Annotated in this window: 14 protein-coding genes; 7 read left to right on the top strand and 7 right to left on the bottom strand. The window is 61.1% G+C overall.

Going from position 1 to position 17,342, the window contains the following annotated elements; translation table 11 throughout:
* Positions 1 to 69: 69 nt before the first annotated feature.
* The 7 genes from PspR84_RS27260 to gshB all read right to left on the bottom strand — a co-directional run bounded on the left by PspR84_RS27260 (position 70) and on the right by gshB (position 6,114).
* The gene (locus PspR84_RS27260; protein ID WP_160059756.1) at positions 70 to 1,341 is read right to left on the bottom strand and encodes a dihydroorotase; all 1,272 of its coding nucleotides are present in this window, start codon (positions 1,339 to 1,341) and stop codon (positions 70 to 72) included.
* Positions 1,338 to 2,342, bottom strand: coding sequence for an aspartate carbamoyltransferase catalytic subunit (locus PspR84_RS27255; RefSeq protein ID WP_007913665.1), 1,005 nt, complete (start codon positions 2,340 to 2,342; stop codon positions 1,338 to 1,340). The genes PspR84_RS27260 and PspR84_RS27255 overlap by 4 nt, the downstream gene beginning before the upstream one ends.
* Before the next feature lie 27 nt (positions 2,343 to 2,369).
* Positions 2,370 to 2,876 (bottom strand): bifunctional pyr operon transcriptional regulator/uracil phosphoribosyltransferase PyrR, encoded by a 507-nt coding sequence (gene pyrR / locus PspR84_RS27250; RefSeq protein ID WP_160059755.1) that lies wholly within the window; start codon positions 2,874 to 2,876, stop codon positions 2,370 to 2,372.
* Between the two features lie 79 nt (positions 2,877 to 2,955).
* On the bottom strand, positions 2,956 to 3,393 hold the full coding sequence (gene ruvX, locus PspR84_RS27245; RefSeq protein WP_007913667.1) for a Holliday junction resolvase RuvX: 438 nt from the start codon (positions 3,391 to 3,393) through the stop codon (positions 2,956 to 2,958).
* Complete coding sequence (locus PspR84_RS27240; protein ID WP_016985971.1) at positions 3,393 to 3,965, bottom strand: YqgE/AlgH family protein; 573 nt, start codon at positions 3,963 to 3,965, stop codon at positions 3,393 to 3,395. The genes ruvX and PspR84_RS27240 overlap by 1 nt, the downstream gene beginning before the upstream one ends.
* Positions 3,966 to 4,136: 171 nt before the next feature.
* The gene (locus PspR84_RS27235) at positions 4,137 to 5,036 is read right to left on the bottom strand and encodes an energy transducer TonB (protein ID WP_141126241.1); all 900 of its coding nucleotides are present in this window, start codon (positions 5,034 to 5,036) and stop codon (positions 4,137 to 4,139) included.
* A gap of 106 nt (positions 5,037 to 5,142) precedes the next feature.
* Positions 5,143 to 6,114 (bottom strand): glutathione synthase, encoded by a 972-nt coding sequence (gshB, locus tag PspR84_RS27230; protein ID WP_160059754.1) that lies wholly within the window; start codon positions 6,112 to 6,114, stop codon positions 5,143 to 5,145.
* Between the two features lie 225 nt (positions 6,115 to 6,339).
* On the opposite strand from gshB, the gene pilG reads away from it, so the two are divergent.
* The 7 genes from pilG to PspR84_RS27195 all read left to right on the top strand — a co-directional run bounded on the left by pilG (position 6,340) and on the right by PspR84_RS27195 (position 17,169).
* Complete coding sequence (gene pilG, locus PspR84_RS27225; RefSeq protein WP_007913673.1) at positions 6,340 to 6,744, top strand: twitching motility response regulator PilG; 405 nt, start codon at positions 6,340 to 6,342, stop codon at positions 6,742 to 6,744.
* Between the two features lie 60 nt (positions 6,745 to 6,804).
* Positions 6,805 to 7,170 (top strand): twitching motility response regulator PilH, encoded by a 366-nt coding sequence (pilH, locus tag PspR84_RS27220; protein WP_095125845.1) that lies wholly within the window; start codon positions 6,805 to 6,807, stop codon positions 7,168 to 7,170.
* A gap of 10 nt (positions 7,171 to 7,180) precedes the next feature.
* Entirely contained in the window at positions 7,181 to 7,720 is a 540-nt protein-coding gene (locus PspR84_RS27215) for a chemotaxis protein CheW (RefSeq protein ID WP_160059753.1), read from the top strand.
* Between the two features lie 144 nt (positions 7,721 to 7,864).
* A complete protein-coding gene (locus PspR84_RS27210; protein ID WP_160059752.1) occupies positions 7,865 to 9,913 on the top strand; it encodes a methyl-accepting chemotaxis protein in 2,049 nt (682 codons plus the stop codon).
* An 11-nt stretch (positions 9,914 to 9,924) separates the two neighbouring features.
* The gene (locus PspR84_RS27205) at positions 9,925 to 15,834 is read left to right on the top strand and encodes an Hpt domain-containing protein (RefSeq protein ID WP_160059751.1); all 5,910 of its coding nucleotides are present in this window, start codon (positions 9,925 to 9,927) and stop codon (positions 15,832 to 15,834) included.
* Positions 15,827 to 16,297 (top strand): chemotaxis protein CheW, encoded by a 471-nt coding sequence (locus PspR84_RS27200; protein ID WP_123593604.1) that lies wholly within the window; start codon positions 15,827 to 15,829, stop codon positions 16,295 to 16,297. The genes PspR84_RS27205 and PspR84_RS27200 overlap by 8 nt, the downstream gene beginning before the upstream one ends.
* A gap of 506 nt (positions 16,298 to 16,803) precedes the next feature.
* Positions 16,804 to 17,169: a DUF6124 family protein gene (locus PspR84_RS27195; RefSeq protein WP_093429845.1), complete on the top strand. Its 366-nt coding sequence runs from the start codon at positions 16,804 to 16,806 to the stop codon at positions 17,167 to 17,169.
* Positions 17,170 to 17,342: the final 173 nt, after the last annotated feature.

The following is a 17,342-nucleotide window of genomic DNA, read 5'->3' as shown; positions in this document are numbered from 1 at the left end:
ACAGGGGATTTGTGTCGTTCACAGATCCAATGTGGGAGCGAGCCTGCTCGCGAAAGGGGCGACGCGGTATCAAGCCTGGTGGCTGATCCGCCCATCCACCAGCGTATAGCGAACCACACCCGGCAAAGTGTGCCCAATGAACGGGCAGTTCTCACCCTTCGACAACCAGTTCTCACCAGCCACCGTCGAAGCCTGCGGATCGAACAGCACGATATCCGCCGCCCCACCCACCGCCAGTTTGCCGGCCGGCAGACGCAGCGCTTCAGCCGGGCCTGCACTCAAACGCGCCAGCAAGGTCGGCAGATCGAGCAAACCATCCTCCACCAGCGTCATCGCCAGCGGCAGCAGCAGTTCAACACTGCTGATGCCCGGCTCTGTCGCGCCGAACGGCGCCAGTTTGGCATCGCGTTCGTGCGGTTGGTGATGGCTGGAAATCGCCGACACTACACCGGACTTCAGCGCTTCACGCAGACCATCACGGTCAGCACGCGTACGCAGCGGCGGTTGCACGTGGTACAGGCTGCTGAAGTCGATCAGCGCTTCGTCAGTCAGAATCAGCTGATACAGCGCGACATCCGCCGTCACTTTCAAACCACGCGCCTGCGCCTGAGCAATCAGGGCAACACCGCGAGCACTGGTCAACTGGCTGAAATGCGCACGCACGCCGGTCTGCTCGACCAGCAACAGGTCGCGGGCAAGGGCCACGGTTTCAGCGGTTTCCGGAATACCTGGCAAGCCGAGGAAACTGGCGACGGCGCCTTCGTGGGCCAAGCCGCCTTCAGCCAAATCATGATCCTGCGAGTTGAAAATCACCGTCAGGTCGAAGGTTGCTGCGTATTCCAGCGCCCGGCACAGGGTGCGGGTGTTGCGGAAGCTCTCGAGACCGTTGCCGAACGCCACACAACCGGCGTCGCGCAGCGCAACCAGCTCAGCCAGTTGCTCGCCATCCAGACCTTTGCTCAGCGCGCCAATCGGGAAGACTTTGGTGTTGCCGGCCTCACGAGCGCGATCAAGGATCAGCTCAGCCACAGCGGAGGTGTCGAGCACCGGTTTGGTTTTCGGCGGGCAGCACAGGCTGGTCACACCACCGGCGGCAGCAGCGCGGGTTTCGCTGATGATCGAGCCTTTGCGGCTGTAACCCGGCTCGCGTAGGGCCACGTTCAGATCGACGAGGCCTGGAGCGGCGATAAGGCCTTGGGCATCGATGGTTTCTACTGCCGTGAAGCCCGCTGGGGCCGCGCCGAGGGCGACGATCTTGCAGGCTTCAACGTGAATGTCGGTGATTTGATCCAGGCCGCTGCTTGGATCGATGACGCGTGCGCCGAGAATGCTGAGCTTCACTGGGCGTTCTCCTGCTCGAATTGACGCTGCGCGGTTTGCCCGCTCATGGCCATGGACAGCACAGCCATACGAATCGCGATGCCGTAAGTGACCTGGTTGAGAATTACCGAGTGCGGACCGTCGGCCACTGCCGACTCAATCTCCACCCCGCGGTTGATCGGCCCCGGGTGCATGACGATGCAATCCGGTTTGGCCCCGGCCAGACGCGCGGTGGTCAGGCCGAACAGGCGGTAGAACTCGCCTTCGCTCGGCAGCAGGCCGCCGGTCATGCGTTCACGCTGCAGGCGCAGCATGATCACCACGTCGACGTCCTTCAGGCCTTCGGTCATGTCGGTGTAAACCTTCACGCCGTATTGCTCGATGCCGATCGGCAGCAGGGTTTTCGGCGCGATCACGCGGATGTCCGGGCAACCGAGGGTTTTCAGCGCGAGCATGTTAGAGCGCGCAACCCGCGAGTGCAGGATGTCGCCAACGATGGCCACCGAGAGGTTTTCGAAACCGCCCTTGTGCCGACGGATGGTGAGCATGTCGAGCATGCCCTGCGTCGGGTGGGCGTGACGGCCGTCGCCGCCGTTGATGATCGCCACTTGCGGGCAGACATGTTCGGCGATGAAGTGCGCGGCGCCGGAATCACCGTGGCGTACGACGAACATGTCGGCGGCCATGGCTTCGAGGTTGCGCAAGGTGTCGAGCAGCGTTTCGCCCTTGCTCGCCGACGAGGTCGACACATTCAGGGTGATCACGTCCGCCGACAGCCGCTGGGCCGCCAGTTCAAAGGTGGTGCGGGTGCGCGTGGAGTTTTCGAAGAACACGTTGCACACGGTCTTGCCGCGCAGCAACGGGACTTTCTTCACCGCCCGGGCTCCGACTTCGAGAAACGAGTCGGCAGTGTCGAGGATTTCCGTCAGCAACTCGCGGCGCAGGCCGTCGAGCGAGAGGAAGTGGCGCAGCTGGCCCTGATCATTGAGCTGCAGCGGGCGCTTGGTATCTAGAGGCGTCATCGCGAAGGGGACTCTCAATAGGGCGGATTAAAGGGACATGTCTTGCAGTTCGAGCGTCAACGGCTCGGGGCCGGACAGCTTTACCCGTTCGTGAGCCGCCAGCGACAAGGTCGCGCCGACCACGTTGGGGCGGATCGGCAGCTCGCCGGCATCCAGGTGCAGCAGGCAGACCAGGGTCACGCTGGCCGGGCGGCCGTAGTCGAACAATTCGTTCATGGCGGCGCGGATGGTACGGCCGCTCATCAATACGTCGTCGATCAGCACCAGATGCTGGCCTTCGATCTCGAAGGGCAGGGCGGACGGGCGCACTTGCGGGTGCAGGCCGTTCTGGCTGAAGTCGTCGCGGTAGAAGGAAACATCCAGCGTGCCCAGTGGCGCGTCGCTGCCCAATTCCTTGAGCAAGGCCTGCGCGACCCAGATGCCGCCAGTGCGGATGCCGATGTAACGCGGTTCAGTGATGTCACGCTGGGCAAGGTGCGCCTTGAGGCGGGTCGCCATCTGGCTGATCAGATCGGCGGGATTTGGCAGGCTCATGGTTGCTCCTTGTTGGGGGCGAGTCAGTCCTTGGACGCGACTCGGTTTTTCACTCAAAAGAAAAGCGCCGAAGCGCTTGTCAGGATTCAAACAATGCGGTGTTTTCATCGAGCCAGCCCTGCAACAGCAGAGCGGCGGCGATGGCGTCCACCGGGTTGTCGCGGTAACTGCCTTTTTGGCCGCCGCGAACCAGCCGCTCGCCTTTGGCCTCGAAGGTGGTCAGGCGCTCGTCGTGGGTATAGAAAGGCACGTTGAAGCGGCCATTGAGGCGGCGGGCGAATTTCTCCGCGCGCAGGCACATTTCGCTGGGTGTGCCGTCCATGTTCAGCGGCAGGCCGACGACCACGGCGTCGGGTTTCCATTCCTTGAACAGCGCTTCAACCTGATTCCAGTCGGGAATGCCGTTTTGCGCTTTCAGGGTGCACAGCTCGCGGGCCTGGCCGGTAATCACCTGGCCGACTGCGACGCCGATCTGTTTGGTGCCGTAGTCGAAGCCGAGAATCAGACGCAGCGCCATCAGGCGTGACCTGCCTGGCTGGTCAGCAGGCTGAGGTTGATCCCCAAGTGCCTGGCTGCCGCTTCGAGGCGCAGTTCGCTGCTGGTGTTGAACAGGATGTCGGCGTCGTACGGGCAGTTCAGCCAGGCGTTGTCGGCAAGTTCTGCTTCCAGCTGCCCGGCTTCCCAACCGGCGTAACCGAGGGCAATCAGGCTTTTTGCCGGGCCGACGCCGTCAGCGATGGCGAACAGCACGTCCTGCGAGGTCGAGAGGGCCAGATCGCCGTCCAGCTGCGCGGTGGCCTGGAAGGTCTTGCCCGCCGGGTGAAGGACGAAACCGCGATCGGTCTGCACCGGGCCGCCGATAAAGATCGGTACGTGCTGGCAGAGTGCTGGCGGGTCGATGTCCGGGCGCAGTTGCTCAAGAATGTCGGCCAGATTCAGCTCTTGCGGCCGGTTGACCACAATCCCCATAGCGCCATTGGCCGTGTGCTCGACGATGTAGGTCAAGGTGTGGGCAAAGTTCGGGTCGGCCATGTGTGGCATGGCGATCAGGAATTGATGCTTGAGGTAGCTGGGGCTGACGTTTTTCATGTGCGCTAGTGTGGCGTTCGGGGGGCAAACTGACAAGCTGGAGATGTATGCAACACACCGATCAACTGTAGGAGTGAGCCTGCTCGCGATAGCGGTGTGTCAGTCAAATGTTCAGGTTCTGACATACCGCTATCGCGAGCAGGCTCACTCCTACAGGGGGGCTGTGCTGTGTCAGTTGCTCGAGAGCTTGTCGCCCCGGGCGAATTTCCAGGTACGAATGATTTCCAGACGGTCGATATCCGACAAGTCCCCGGTAAACGGGGCAAACGGTGCCGCCAGTCGAACAATGCGCTGCGCCGCCTGATCCAGCAGCGGCTGGCCGGAAGACTCCAGCACCAGCACTTCATACAGCGAGCCGTCGCGGTTGATCGAAACCATCAGGCGCAAATTGCCGTAGATCTGCTTGCGCCGTGCTTCTTCGGGGTAATTGAGGTTGCCGATGCGTTCGACCTTCTTGCGCCAGTCGTCCTTGTACCAGGCACCCTTGTCGCGCATGGTCGATGCCGCACTCAAGCGGTGAATGCGCGGGCGCTTGGCGTACAGCTGTTGTTCCTTGGCCAGTTCCGCTTCGAGGCTGGCGATGTCGCTGGACAGCTGCGAGCTGTCGAATTCCGGTGCGTCGACCGTCGGTTTAACCTCGGTCTTGGTTTCTTCTTTCTTGGTCGGTGCCTTTTTCGGCTTCGGCGCGACGGTGGTCACCGCAGCCTTGGGCGCGGCCTCCTGCACTTCCGGCTTGGCGGCCGGGGGCGGGGTGACTTTTTTGACCTGATTGTCCTGGAACGGCGCGACCTCAGTGGTCTTCGGGATCGCCTTCTTGTCCAGCGTGCCGCTGCCTTCCTGATTCTCCTGTGCGAGAAAGTCAGCCTTCTGCGGCTTCTTTTCGCTCTTGAAGGTAGCGAGGGTGATTTCCAGGGTTTTGCTGATTTGCTTGGGCTCGACCATCGTGAAGCCGACGCCGAGCAGCAGCGCCAAATGGATCAGCGCCGCGAGGAATAGGGTAAATCCGAGGCGATCGGCTGGGCGCACGCCACGGTGGGCGAGTTCTGCGGGCAGATCGGACGGGAGGGTCATAACAGAAAAACCAACATCGCGTTTTTACGGGCTCGGCATGATAACGCAATGTTGGTTTTTAGCTGCAAGCGACTAGCTTCAAGCGACAAGCTGCACACCACTGGCTTCAAGCTTGCTGCTTGCGGCTCGAGGCTTGCAGCTTCTTCTCGATCGCGTCCATCAGCAGGCCGCCAATGTCGGTGCCGAAGGCGTTGTCGATCTCACGGATGCAAGTCGGGCTGGTGACGTTGATTTCGGTCAGGCTTTCACCGATGACATCGAGACCAACGAACAGCAGACCTTTCTCACGCAGGGTCGGACCGACCTGTGCAGCAATCCAGCGATCCTTGTCGGTCAGCGGACGCGCTTCGCCACGGCCACCGGCCGCCAGGTTGCCACGGGTTTCGCCCTGCGCCGGAATCCGCGCCAGGCAGTAATCCACCGGCTCGCCGTCGATCATCAGAATGCGTTTGTCACCGTCCTTGATCGCTGGCAGGTAGGCCTGGCCCATGATCTGCTGGCCACCGAGGGCGGTCAGGGTTTCCAGAATCACCGACAGGTTCGGGTCGCCTGCGCGGTGGCGGAAGATCGAAGTACCGCCCATGCCGTCCAGCGGCTTGAGGATCACGTCGCCGTGCTTGGCGGCGAATTCACGCAGCACGTCGGCGCGGCGGCTGACGATGGTTGGCGGCGTGCACTGCGGGAACAGCGTGGCGAACAGCTTTTCATTGCAGTCGCGCAGGCTCTGCGGCTTGTTCACCACCAGCACGCCAGCGGTTTCGGCCTGTTCGAGCAGGTAAGTGGAGTAAACGAACTCCATGTCGAACGGCGGATCCTTGCGCATCAGGATCACGTCCAGATCGCTCAGCAGGTTGTCCTGCTCGGCGTCCAGTTCGAACCATTTTTCCGGGTTGGCGAAGACTTTCAGCGGCTTCATGCGCGCCCGGGCCTGACCTTCACCCTGATACAGGTCACGCTGTTCCATATAGAACAGTTCCCAGCCACGCTTCTGCGCGGCCAGCAGCATGGCCAGCGAGCTATCCTTTTTATAGGAGATGCTGGCGATAGGGTCCATGACAATCCCGACGCGAACGCTCATTGGGTTTTCCTCGAAAATTGGCTACCGGATCGGTATTGAAAAAGTGCCGCCAGAGTGGCGCCGGGCGGGTTTTCGGTCAAGGGAAAACCCGTCGATAGATTGCATCTGGAGACTGTGCTAAAAAGGCTGCCAAGCAGTGCTGGCCCTTGAACATCAAGGGTTTCCAGCCATTACTCATCGCAAAACGGACAATTTGATTCGCAAAGGCGACGGTAGAGCCCTCTTATGGAACAGCAGTCCAGCGCCTTGAAGGTCATGGTCATCGACGACTCGAAAACGATTCGTCGCACCGCCGAAACCTTATTGAAGAATGTCGGCTGCGAAGTGATCACGGCGATCGACGGTTTCGACGCGTTGGCGAAGATCGCCGACAACCATCCCGGGATCATTTTTGTCGACATCATGATGCCGCGTCTGGATGGTTATCAGACCTGCGCTTTAATCAAGAACAACAGTGCGTTCAAGGCGACGCCGGTGATCATGCTGTCATCGCGTGACGGGCTGTTCGACAAGGCCAAGGGGCGGATTGTCGGTTCTGATCAATTTTTGACCAAGCCTTTCAGCAAGGAAGAACTGCTCAACGCGATCCAGGCCCATGTTCCGGGCTTCGCCGCCGTTTTGCCGCAGTAAGACACGTACAGTGACGCTCGGCCAGCGGGCCGGGGGTCGACAAGAAAAATGGGGAAAACCATGGCACGTATCCTGATCGTCGATGATTCGCCGACTGAAATGTACAAACTCACCGGCATGCTCGAAAAGCACGGCCATGAAGTGCTCAAAGCCGAAAACGGCGCCGACGGCGTGGCCCTGGCCCGTCAGGAAAAACCCGACGCGGTATTGATGGACATCGTCATGCCCGGCCTCAATGGTTTTCAGGCGACTCGTCAACTGACCAAAGATCCGGAAACCGGACACATCCCGGTGATCATCATCACCACCAAGGATCAGGAAACCGACAAGGTCTGGGGCACCCGCCAGGGCGCCAAGGACTACCTGACCAAACCGGTCGACGAAGACACCCTGATCAAGACCCTGAACAACGTGCTCGAAGGCTGATCGCGCGACCATGAGCGAATCGCTGACCGCGTTCGAACTGCTCTGGCAAATCGACCAGCGTTGCCGCTTGCTGGCGGCGGACCTGCCGTCGCAACCGGCGCGCCAGGATCGCTGGAGCGGCATCGGCTTTCGCCTTGGCGAGCATTGGTATGTGGCGCCGATGGGCGAAGTCAGCGAAGTGCTGCACGAGCCGCGTTTCACTCAGTTGCCCGGCGTCAAGCCGTGGGTCAAGGGTGTGGCTAACCTGCGCGGGCGGCTGCTGCCGATCATGGATCTGTGCGGCTTCTTCGGGCATGAACTGTCGCCGTTGCGTAAACAGCGGCGGGTCTTGGTGGTAGAGCATGGCGATGTGTTTGCCGGGTTGATGGTCGATGAGGTTATTGGTCTGCAGCATTTCGAGCAGGACAGTTTCGAACCGATCTCGATCAGCAAGCGCCAGGGCTCGAAGGCCGAGTTCGTCAAAGGCTATTTCCGCCGCGAGCAGAACTGGCGGGTGTTCAGCTTGTTCGCGTTGGCGAAATCCCCGGTGTTCATGAGCATTGCGATATAGCCGTTACAACAAAGATCCCTTGTAGGAGTGAGCCTGCTCGCGATTCAGGCACCGCGGTGTATCAAGTACACCGCGTTATCGTTCAATCGCGAGTAGGCTCACTCCTACAGGTTCTACCGGTGAGCTTCAAACAGGCGAGGACCGATGACAAAAGCAAAAACAGGCAAGCCGGCGGAAGGATCGCGTAGTCGCTCGCAGATCATCGTGCTGTTCATCGCACTGATCGTGTTCATCATGCTGCTGTTCGCCAACTTCGCTTACCTAAACACCCAGGCGAACTACGACAAACAGTACATCGGCCACGCCGGTGAATTGCGCGTGCTCTCGCAACGCATCGCCAAGAACGCGACCGAAGCCGCCGCTGGCAAGGCGGCCGCGTTCAAGCTGCTCAGCGATGCGCGCAACGATTTCGCCCAGCGCTGGGGTTACCTGAAGAAGGGCGACCCGGCCACCGGCCTGCCTCCCGCCCCGGCCACCGTGCGCCCGGAAATGCGCGCGGTGCAGCTCGACTGGGAGCGCCTGCTGAAAAACACCGACGCGATTCTTTCCAGCGAGCAGACTGTGCTGTCGCTGCATCAGGTCGCCGCGACTTTGGCCGAAACCGTGCCGCAGTTGCAGATCGAATACGAAAAAGTCGTCGAAATCCTCCTCCAGCGCGGTGCTCCGGCGGCGCAAGTGGCGATGGCCCAGCGCCAATCGCTGCTGGCCGAACGTATCCTCGGCGCGGTCAACACCGTGCTCGCCGGCGACGAAAACTCCCAGCAAGCCGCCGATGCCTTCGGCCGTGATGCCACCCGTTTCGGCCAAGTGCTCAACGGCATGCTGCAAGGCAATCCGACGCTGAAAATCAGCCAGGTCGAAGACCGTGACGCCCGTGCGCGTTTGAGCGAGATTTCCGAGCTATTCCAGTTCGTTTCCGGCTCGGTGGATGAAATCCTCGAAACCTCGCCGGAGCTGTTCAAAGTCCGTGAATCGGCGAGCAACATCTTCAGCCTCTCGCAAACCCTGCTCGACGAGGCCTCGCACCTCGCCACCGGTTTCGAAAATCTTGCCGGCGGACGCAATACCGACACCATCGGCGGCTACGTTCTTGGCTTGCTGGCGCTGGCCTCGATCATCCTCATCGGTCTGGTCATGGTCCGCGAGACCAATCGCCAGTTGCGTGAAACCGCCGAGAAGAACGAGCGCAACCAGAACGCGATCATGCGTCTGCTCGACGAGATCGAAGACCTCGCCGACGGCGATCTTACCGTGACCGCTTCGGTGACCGAAGACTTCACCGGCACTATCGCCGACTCGATCAACTATTCCGTCGACCAACTGCGCGATCTCGTCGCGACGATCAACCTCACTGCCGGTCAGGTCGCCGCAGCGGTGCAGGAAACCCAGGCCACCGCCATGCACCTGGCCCAAGCCTCGGAGCATCAGGCTCAACAGATTTCCGAAGCGTCGACGGCGATCAGTGACATGGCCGAATCCATCGATCAGGTCTCGGCCAACGCCGCCGAGTCTTCAGCGGTGGCGGAGCGTTCCGTGGAGATCGCCAACAAGGGCAACGAGGTGGTGCACAACACCATCCACGGCATGGACAATATTCGCGAACAGATTCAGGACACCGCCAAACGCATCAAGCGTCTCGGCGAGTCGTCGCAGGAAATCGGCGACATCGTCAGCCTGATCGACGACATTGCCGACCAGACCAACATCCTCGCCCTTAACGCGGCGATTCAGGCGTCGATGGCCGGTGACGCCGGGCGCGGTTTTGCTGTGGTCGCTGACGAAGTGCAGCGCCTCGCCGAACGTTCGTCCGCTGCTACCCGGCAGATCGAAACCCTGGTGCGGGCGATTCAGACCGACACCAATGAAGCCGTGATTTCCATGGAGCAAACCACCACTGAAGTGGTGCGCGGCGCGCGACTGGCGCAGGATGCCGGTGTGGCCCTGGAAGAAATCGAAGGCGTATCGAAGACCCTTGCGGCGCTGATTCAAAGCATCTCCAACGCAGCGCAGCAGCAGACGACTTCGGCGGGGCAGATCTCGCTGACGATGAACGTGATCCAGCAGATCACCTCGCAGACCTCGTCCGGCTCCACGGCCACCGCCGAGAGCATCGGCAACCTGACGAAAATGGCCAGTCAGCTACGGCGTTCGGTGTCCGGCTTCACCTTGCCGGCGGCGACAGATAAAGCGTGAGTGGAGTGGTTATGGGTGATCGGCACGACTATGTGGCCCTCGAATGGGTCAAAGGCGAAATTGCCGAAACGCTGAAGCAGGCGCATCAGGCGATTGAAGCCGTGCTCGATGATCCGCAGGTTTTTCCCGGGCTGGACGAGTGCCTGGATTACATCCATCAGGTCCATGGCAGCCTGCAGATGGTCGAGTTCTACGGCGCAGCCTTGCTCGCCGAAGAAATGGAACATCTGGTCGAAGCCCTGCAGCACGAACGCGTCAGCTATCGCGACGAAGCGCTGCATCTGTTGCTGCAAGCCCTTGGGCAATTGCCGATCTACCTCGACCGTGTGCAGAGCGCCCGCCGAGATTTGCCGCTGGTGGTGTTGCCGTTGATCAACGATCTGCGCAGCGCCCGGGGCGAAAGCCTGCTCTCGGAAACCAGCCTGTTCAGCCCGCAATTACCCGAATTACCGCCGCTCAGCGTAGAGACGTTGGCACTGCTGGAACCGGCGGAACTGCGGAATGTGCTGCGCAAACTGCGCCAGATGCTGCAAATGGCTTTGGTCGGTTTGCTGCGCGAGCAGGATGACCAGACCCACCTCGGTTATCTGGCCAAAGTCTTCACCCGCCTCGAAGCGCTGAGCGGTGATTCGCCGCTGAGCCCGCTGTGGCAAGTCGCCTCGGCGCTGGTCGAAGGCATGCGCGAAGGCGTGATCGCCAACAGCCCGGCGCTGCGCAGCCTGTTCAAGGACGCCGACAAAGAACTCAAACGCCTGCTCGAGCAGGGCATGACCGGGCTCAATCAGCCGGCGCCTGCGGAGCTGCTGAAAAGCCTGTTGTTCTATATTGCCAAAGCCGAACATCCCACCGGGCAGATGCTGACCATGAAAGATCGCTACTCGCTGGACGACGCGTTGCCCGACAGCGCGATGGTCGACGAAGAACGCGCGCGCCTGGCCGGCCCCGACCGCGATGCGATGCGCTCGGTGCTGGCTGCCTTGTGTGAAGAACTGGTGCGGGTCAAGGAGCGCCTCGATCTGTTCGTGCGCAGCGACCGCCAGCACACCTCGGATCTGGAAAGCCTGCTCGCACCGCTGCGACAGATTGCCGACACCCTCGCCGTGCTCGGTTTTGGCCAGCCGCGCAAAGTGATCATCGATCAATTGGCCGTGGTGCTCAGCCTTGCCCAAGGCCAGCGCGAACCGAATGACGCGATCCTGATGGACGTTGCCGGTGCGCTGCTTTATGTCGAAGCAACGCTGGCCGGAATGGTCGGCACCGTCGAGCCGGAAAGCCCGGAAGATTCGCGCCTGCCGACCACCGACCTGACGCAGATCCATCAGATCGTCATCAAGGAAGCACGCATCTGCCTGCAACAGGCCAAGGACATGATCGTCGACTACATCGACGCCGATTGGGATCGCCAGCACCTGCAACCGTTGCCGGCGTTGCTGACTCAGGTGCGTGGGGCACTGGCGATGATTCCGCTGAGCCGGGCGGCGAGTCTGGTCGAGGCGTGCACCGGGTTTATCCGCGAACATTTGCTGCTCGATCCGCATGAGCCGGGTTGGGAACAACTCGATCGTCTGGCGGATGTCATCAGCAGCCTTGAGTACTACCTCGAACGCTTGAGCGATGACCCACAGGCAGCGGGCGAACAACTGCTGGATGTGGCGCAGAAATCCCTCGCTAGTCTGGGCTTTTTTCCCGATGAGCAGCCCGGCGCACAGCATGTGCCGGTACTCGACGACGTGCTCAGCCCCAGCGAAGCGCTGGTGATGCAGGACATGCAGGCGCTTGATGACCCGGAAATCGTGCAGTCGCTGGCCGATGTTCTGGCCAGCCCGGTGTCAGCGGTCAATCCGCCTGCACTGATTACACCCGGCAACCTGATGCCGCCGCCGGCCGATGAAGAACCGGTCGACGATGAGCTGCGCGAGGTGTTCCTTGAGGAGACCGACGAGGTCCTCGAAGTCCTCCACGAATACCTGCCGCGCTGGACCGCCAATCCGCAGGATCGTGACGCGCTGACTGAACTGCGCCGCGCCTTCCACACCCTCAAGGGCAGCGGGCGCATGGTCCGCGCGCTGATCCTCGGTGAGCTGGCGTGGGCAGTGGAAAACCTGCTCAACCGCGTGCTCGAACAAAGCGTCGAACCCGGCTCGGTGGTGCAGCAACTGCTTACCGACACCGTGCTGTTGCTGCCCGAGTTGATCAGCGAATTCGCCACTAACAGCCAACGGCAGCGCAGCGATGTCGACCAACTCGCTGCCCGTGCTCACGCCTTGGCCAAGGGTGATGAACCGCTGGCTGCCGAAGACGTCGACGATGTCGCGGCGCTCGATCCGCTGTTGCTGGAAATCTTCCGCAAAGAAGCCGAGACCCACCTAGCCAGTCTCAATCGTTTTCTTGATCAGGCCGCCGAACACGTGCCGTTGCAAGCCAGCGACGAGTTGCAGCGCGCCTTGCATACGCTCAAGGGCAGCGCCTCGATGGCTGGCGTATTGCCGATTGCCGAACTCGCTGCACCGCTCGATCAACTGGCCCGCGAGTTCAAGGCGCACCAGTTGCCGCTGGACCTCGACGAAGTGGAATTGCTCCTCGAGGCCGAGGGCCTGTTCCGCGTCGGCCTGCGTCAGCTCAAGCATGATCCGCTGGCACCGATTGTCGGTGCGCAGTCGCTGATCAAACGCTCGGAAACCCTGCTCGCCGAGCGTCTGGCGTCGATCCTCGATGCGCCCAATACCGGCCTGCGGATCAAGCGCGATCCGCAACTGATCAATAACTTCCTCGCTAAAGGCATGGATATCCTGCTGGATGCTGAGAGCCTGCTACAACGCTGGCAGCAACACCCCGGCGAGCGTCAGGAACTCAGCGCCTTGCTGGATGAACTGACCACCCTCGGCGAAGGCGCGCACATGGCCGATCTGCTGCCGGTCGACGTGCTGTGTGAAGCCTTGCTCGACCTGTATGGCGCGGTCGAAGAAAGCAGCCTGGCGGTCAGTGAACGGTTTTTCCAGGAAGCGCAAAACGCTCACGAAGCGCTGATCAACATGCTCGACGAACTGGCTGCCGGCCAGGAAGTCACGCCGCAGCCCGAACGTATTCGGGCGCTGCATGATCTGCTTGATGAGAGCCTCGATCCTTCGTCGATGGGCCTGATTCGCAGCGATGGCAGCCGCACCCTGAGCATCCGTGAACTGGGCAGCGCCACCGCTGAGTTGCAGCAAAAGGCAACGGCGCTTGAACCCGATGACGAGATTGTCGAGATCTTCCTCGAAGAGGCGGTCGACATTCTCGACAGCTCAGGCCAGGCCTTGCAGCGCTGGTTGAGCGACCCGGACAATGCCGCGCCGCTGTCCTCGTTGCAGCGCGATTTGCACACCCTCAAGGGCGGCGCGCGGATGGCCGAAGTCGAGGCCATTGGCGATCTGGCCCAGGAGCTGGAAAGCCTTTACGAAGGTCTGGTCGATCGTCGATTCAACTACAGCGAAACCTTGAGGCGTCTGCTGCTCAAGAGTCATGAGCGTTTGGCGCTGCTGCTTGAACAACTGCAACAACATCAGCCACTGACCCCGGCGCAGGATTTGATCGAAACCCTGCGTCAGGTGCGTCAAGGCCAGGCCGTCAGCGAAACGCCCCAGCCAGCGGCCGATCATGACAGCGCTGGCCACGACCCGGAGCTGCTGGAGATCTTCCTCGAAGAAGGTTTCGACATCATCGAAAACTCCGGCGCCGCGCTGCTGCGCTGGCAGGCCGAGCCGGGTAATCGTCAGGAAGTGGAAACCCTGCTGCGCGATCTGCACACCCTCAAGGGCGGCGCGCGGATGGTCGAGATCGGCCCGATCGGCGACCTCGCGCATGAGTTGGAATACCTTTATGAAAGTCTTTCCAGCGGCGTTTTGCAGCCGTCTGCAGAGCTGTTTGCACTGGTGCAACGCGGGCATGATCGTCTGGCGCAAATGCTCGATGGCGTGCGCGCCGGGCAACCGTGTCCGCCGGCCGATCGGTTGATCAATGCGATTCAGAATTTCAGCCATCCGGTGACCGTTGAAACGCCGCCAGCGTTACCGTTGCCAGCCAAGACCGAGCCCGCGCCACCGACTGCCGAAGCGGGCGCGGACATGGTCAAGGTCTCCGCCGAACTGCTCGATGAGCTGGTCAATCTGGCCGGGGAAACCTCGATCTTCCGTGGCCGTATCGAACAGCAGGTCAACGACGCACAGATCGCTCTGAACGAGATGGAAACCACCATCGAACGGATGCGCGATCAGTTACGCCGGCTCGACACCGAAACCCAGGGGCGAATTCTCAGCCGCCAGCAAGTCGACGCCGAACACCTCGGCTACGAGGAATTCGATCCGCTGGAAATGGATCGCCATTCGCAGTTGCAGCAACTGTCACGGGCGCTGTTCGAATCCGCCTCCGACTTGCTCGACCTCAAGGAAACCCTCGATCGGCGCAATCACGACGCCGAGAACCTGTTGCAGCAACAGGGCCGCATCAACACCGAATTGCAGGAGGGCCTGATGCGTACGCGCATGGTGCCGTTCGAGCGCATGTTGCCGCGCCTGAAACGCATCGTCCGCCAGGTCGCCGAAGAGCTGAACAAAGACGTCGCGTTTGTCGTCGGCAACGCTGAAGGCGAGATGGATCGCAACGTGCTGGAGCGTATGGCGGCACCGCTGGAGCACATGCTGCGCAACGCCGTCGATCATGGTCTGGAGTCCGCCGAGGTGCGGCTGGCAGCGGGTAAGCCGGCGCAAGGGCAGATCAGCCTCGACCTGTCCCGCGAGGGCGGCGACATCGTTTTCGACATTCGCGATGACGGCGCCGGGGTGCCATTGGAAGCGGTGCGCAAGAAGGCAATCAAGCGCGGCATGCTCGCGCCGGAAGCCGAGATCAGCGACCGCGACGTGTTGCAGTTCATCCTTCAGCCGGGGTTTTCCACAGCGGAAAAGATCACGCAGATTTCCGGGCGTGGCGTCGGCATGGACGTGGTGCATGAAGAGGTGCGGCAACTGGGCGGCAGCATGAGCATCGATTCGGTGCCGGGGCAGGGCGTGCATTTCCGCATTCGGCTGCCGTTCACCGTGTCGGTCAACCGTGCGCTGATGGTGCAGTGTGGCGAGGATCAATACGCGATTCCGCTGAACACCATCGAAGGTATTGTTCGCGTGTTGCCGAATGATCTGGAAGCTCACTTCCGGGTTGATCCGCCGCGCTACCAGTACGGCGGCCAGACCTATGAACTGTGCTACCTCGGCGAACTACTGAAAACCGCGCCACGGCCGAAACTGCTCGGCCAGAATCTGCCATTGCCGGTGCTGCTGGTGCACTACAACGACCGGCGCATCGCGGTGCTGGTGGATACCATGGCCGGCACCCGCGAGATCGTGGTCAAGAGCCTCGGCGCCCAATTTGCGGCGGTGCAGGGCGTGTCCGGGGCGACGATTCTTGGCGATGGCCGGGTGGTGCTGATTCTCGATTTGCTCGCGCCGATCCGCGCCATGCAGGCGCGGATTGTGCAGCCGCCGACGCTGCCGGAGGTCGACAGCGAACCGCACAAACCGCTGCTGGTGATGGTGGTCGACGACTCGGTCACCGTGCGCAAGGTCACCAGCCGTTTGCTCGAACGCCACGGCATGAACGTGCTGACCGCCAAGGACGGGGTCGACGCCATGCTGCTGCTCGAAGAGCACATGCCCGACCTGATGCTGCTCGACATCGAAATGCCGCGCATGGACGGCTTCGAAGTCGCCACCCAGGTGCGCAACGACGAACGTCTGCAACACCTGCCAATCATCATGATCACCTCACGCACCGGGCAGAAACACCGCGACCGAGCGATGGCCATCGGCGTCAACGACTACCTCGGCAAACCGTATCAAGAGTCGGTATTGCTTGAAAGCATTGCCCAGTGGAGCAAGAAACATGCATGAGCGCCGGCATAATCAGCGCAGCAGCCAGCTCACCGGGCTGTTGCTGCCGTTGGCGGATCGCAATTTGATTCTGCCTAACGTCGCCGTGGCCGAGCTGATCGACTATCAGGCCAGCGCCTTCGATCTGGACACGCCGCCGTGGTATCTCGGCAAGGTTACGTGGCGTGAGCGGCAGATTCCGTTGCTCAGTTTTGAATCGGCGTGCGGGCAGAAAATCGTCATTGGCGAGCGCGCGCGGATTGTCATCCTCAATGCCCTCGGCGGGTTGCCGGAGCTGAAGTTCATTGCGCTCCTGGTGCAGGGGATTCCGCGTTCGTACAAGCTTGATAGCCAGTTGAGTTATGTCGATGTGCCGTTGTGTGCGCTGGAGCAGGCGGCGGTGCAAGTGGGTGAACAGGTGGCGAAGGTGCCTGACTTGCTTGGGCTGGAGAAGTTGTTGGTGGAGGCGGGGCTGGTCTTCTGATCCGGAGTTTGCATTGGCCTGACTGGCCTCATCGCGAGCAGGCTCACTCCTACAGTTGGAATGCATTCCCCTGTAGGAGTGAGCCTGCTCGCGATAGCGCCTGCGGCATCCACCAAAATCCGACAGACAAATCCTCAATCCCCGCAGCGCAATAAACGCATCCAGGCACATCTGTTTAAAGACACCCGGTGTTACGGCTCCATGGCCTACAAATCCTTGCGCCGCTGCCTACGCATGCACCAGAATCCGCCGGCTTGTGCGCCTTCGGCATGCTGCGTAACTTGATTCCGTCACTGATTTCCAGTGATCGGGTTTAGTAGCCCGTCATATTTGGGGCGTATAGCTCATCAGACAGTCAGGTACTCCATACCTGCACTTTATGGTGGTTGTGCGCAGGGCGCTTCGGCGCGCCGGTTTCCCAGATCCCCGGTCTACTAACCTGCGCACAGCTGCCTCCACTTCTTTTAGTAGAGAAGCGGTGGCTAGCCCGAATGAGGATCTGGTAAATGTTCAAAGTAACGCCTAACCCGCCGGTCACCGACCCGGCATCCCCCTACGAATCCCCCGACTCCAAGAAATTCCACGAAGCCGCCGAACGCGCCCTCGACCATTATCTCGGCCCGACCAACGCCGATCTGATGGCCACGCCCTACACCCCCAACACGCTGTACATGGCCAACCCCAATGCCGACACCGAGTCCCTGCTGGCCGACGCCAGCGAAACCCTCGGTTCGGCTACGGTGATGCTCAACAACCATGCGGCAATGGTGGAGGGTACGCACCGCAAGACTGTGCAGGGTATTGCTCAGGTGGTGATGGTGGCGGAGATGGCCGTCAATCGTTTGTTGGATAGGTTGGTGCCGACGGAGTAGCGAAAAAGCTGACCCTCACCCCAGCCCTCTCCCGGAGGGAGAGGGGGCCGACCGAGGTGTCTGGCGTCATACATCGACCTGAAAAACCGAGTCGATTATGGATCTGGTGAACCTGGTAAATTCTGGATTCAGTACAACATTCCCAGGTCGGCGCAATTCCCGAATATCCCCCA

This window comes from Pseudomonas sp. R84 (genome assembly GCF_009834515.1).
Lineage (GTDB): Bacteria > Pseudomonadota > Gammaproteobacteria > Pseudomonadales > Pseudomonadaceae > Aquipseudomonas.
Note: the sequence above shows the minus strand (reverse complement) of the source record. Positions and strands in the feature narration are given on the sequence as shown.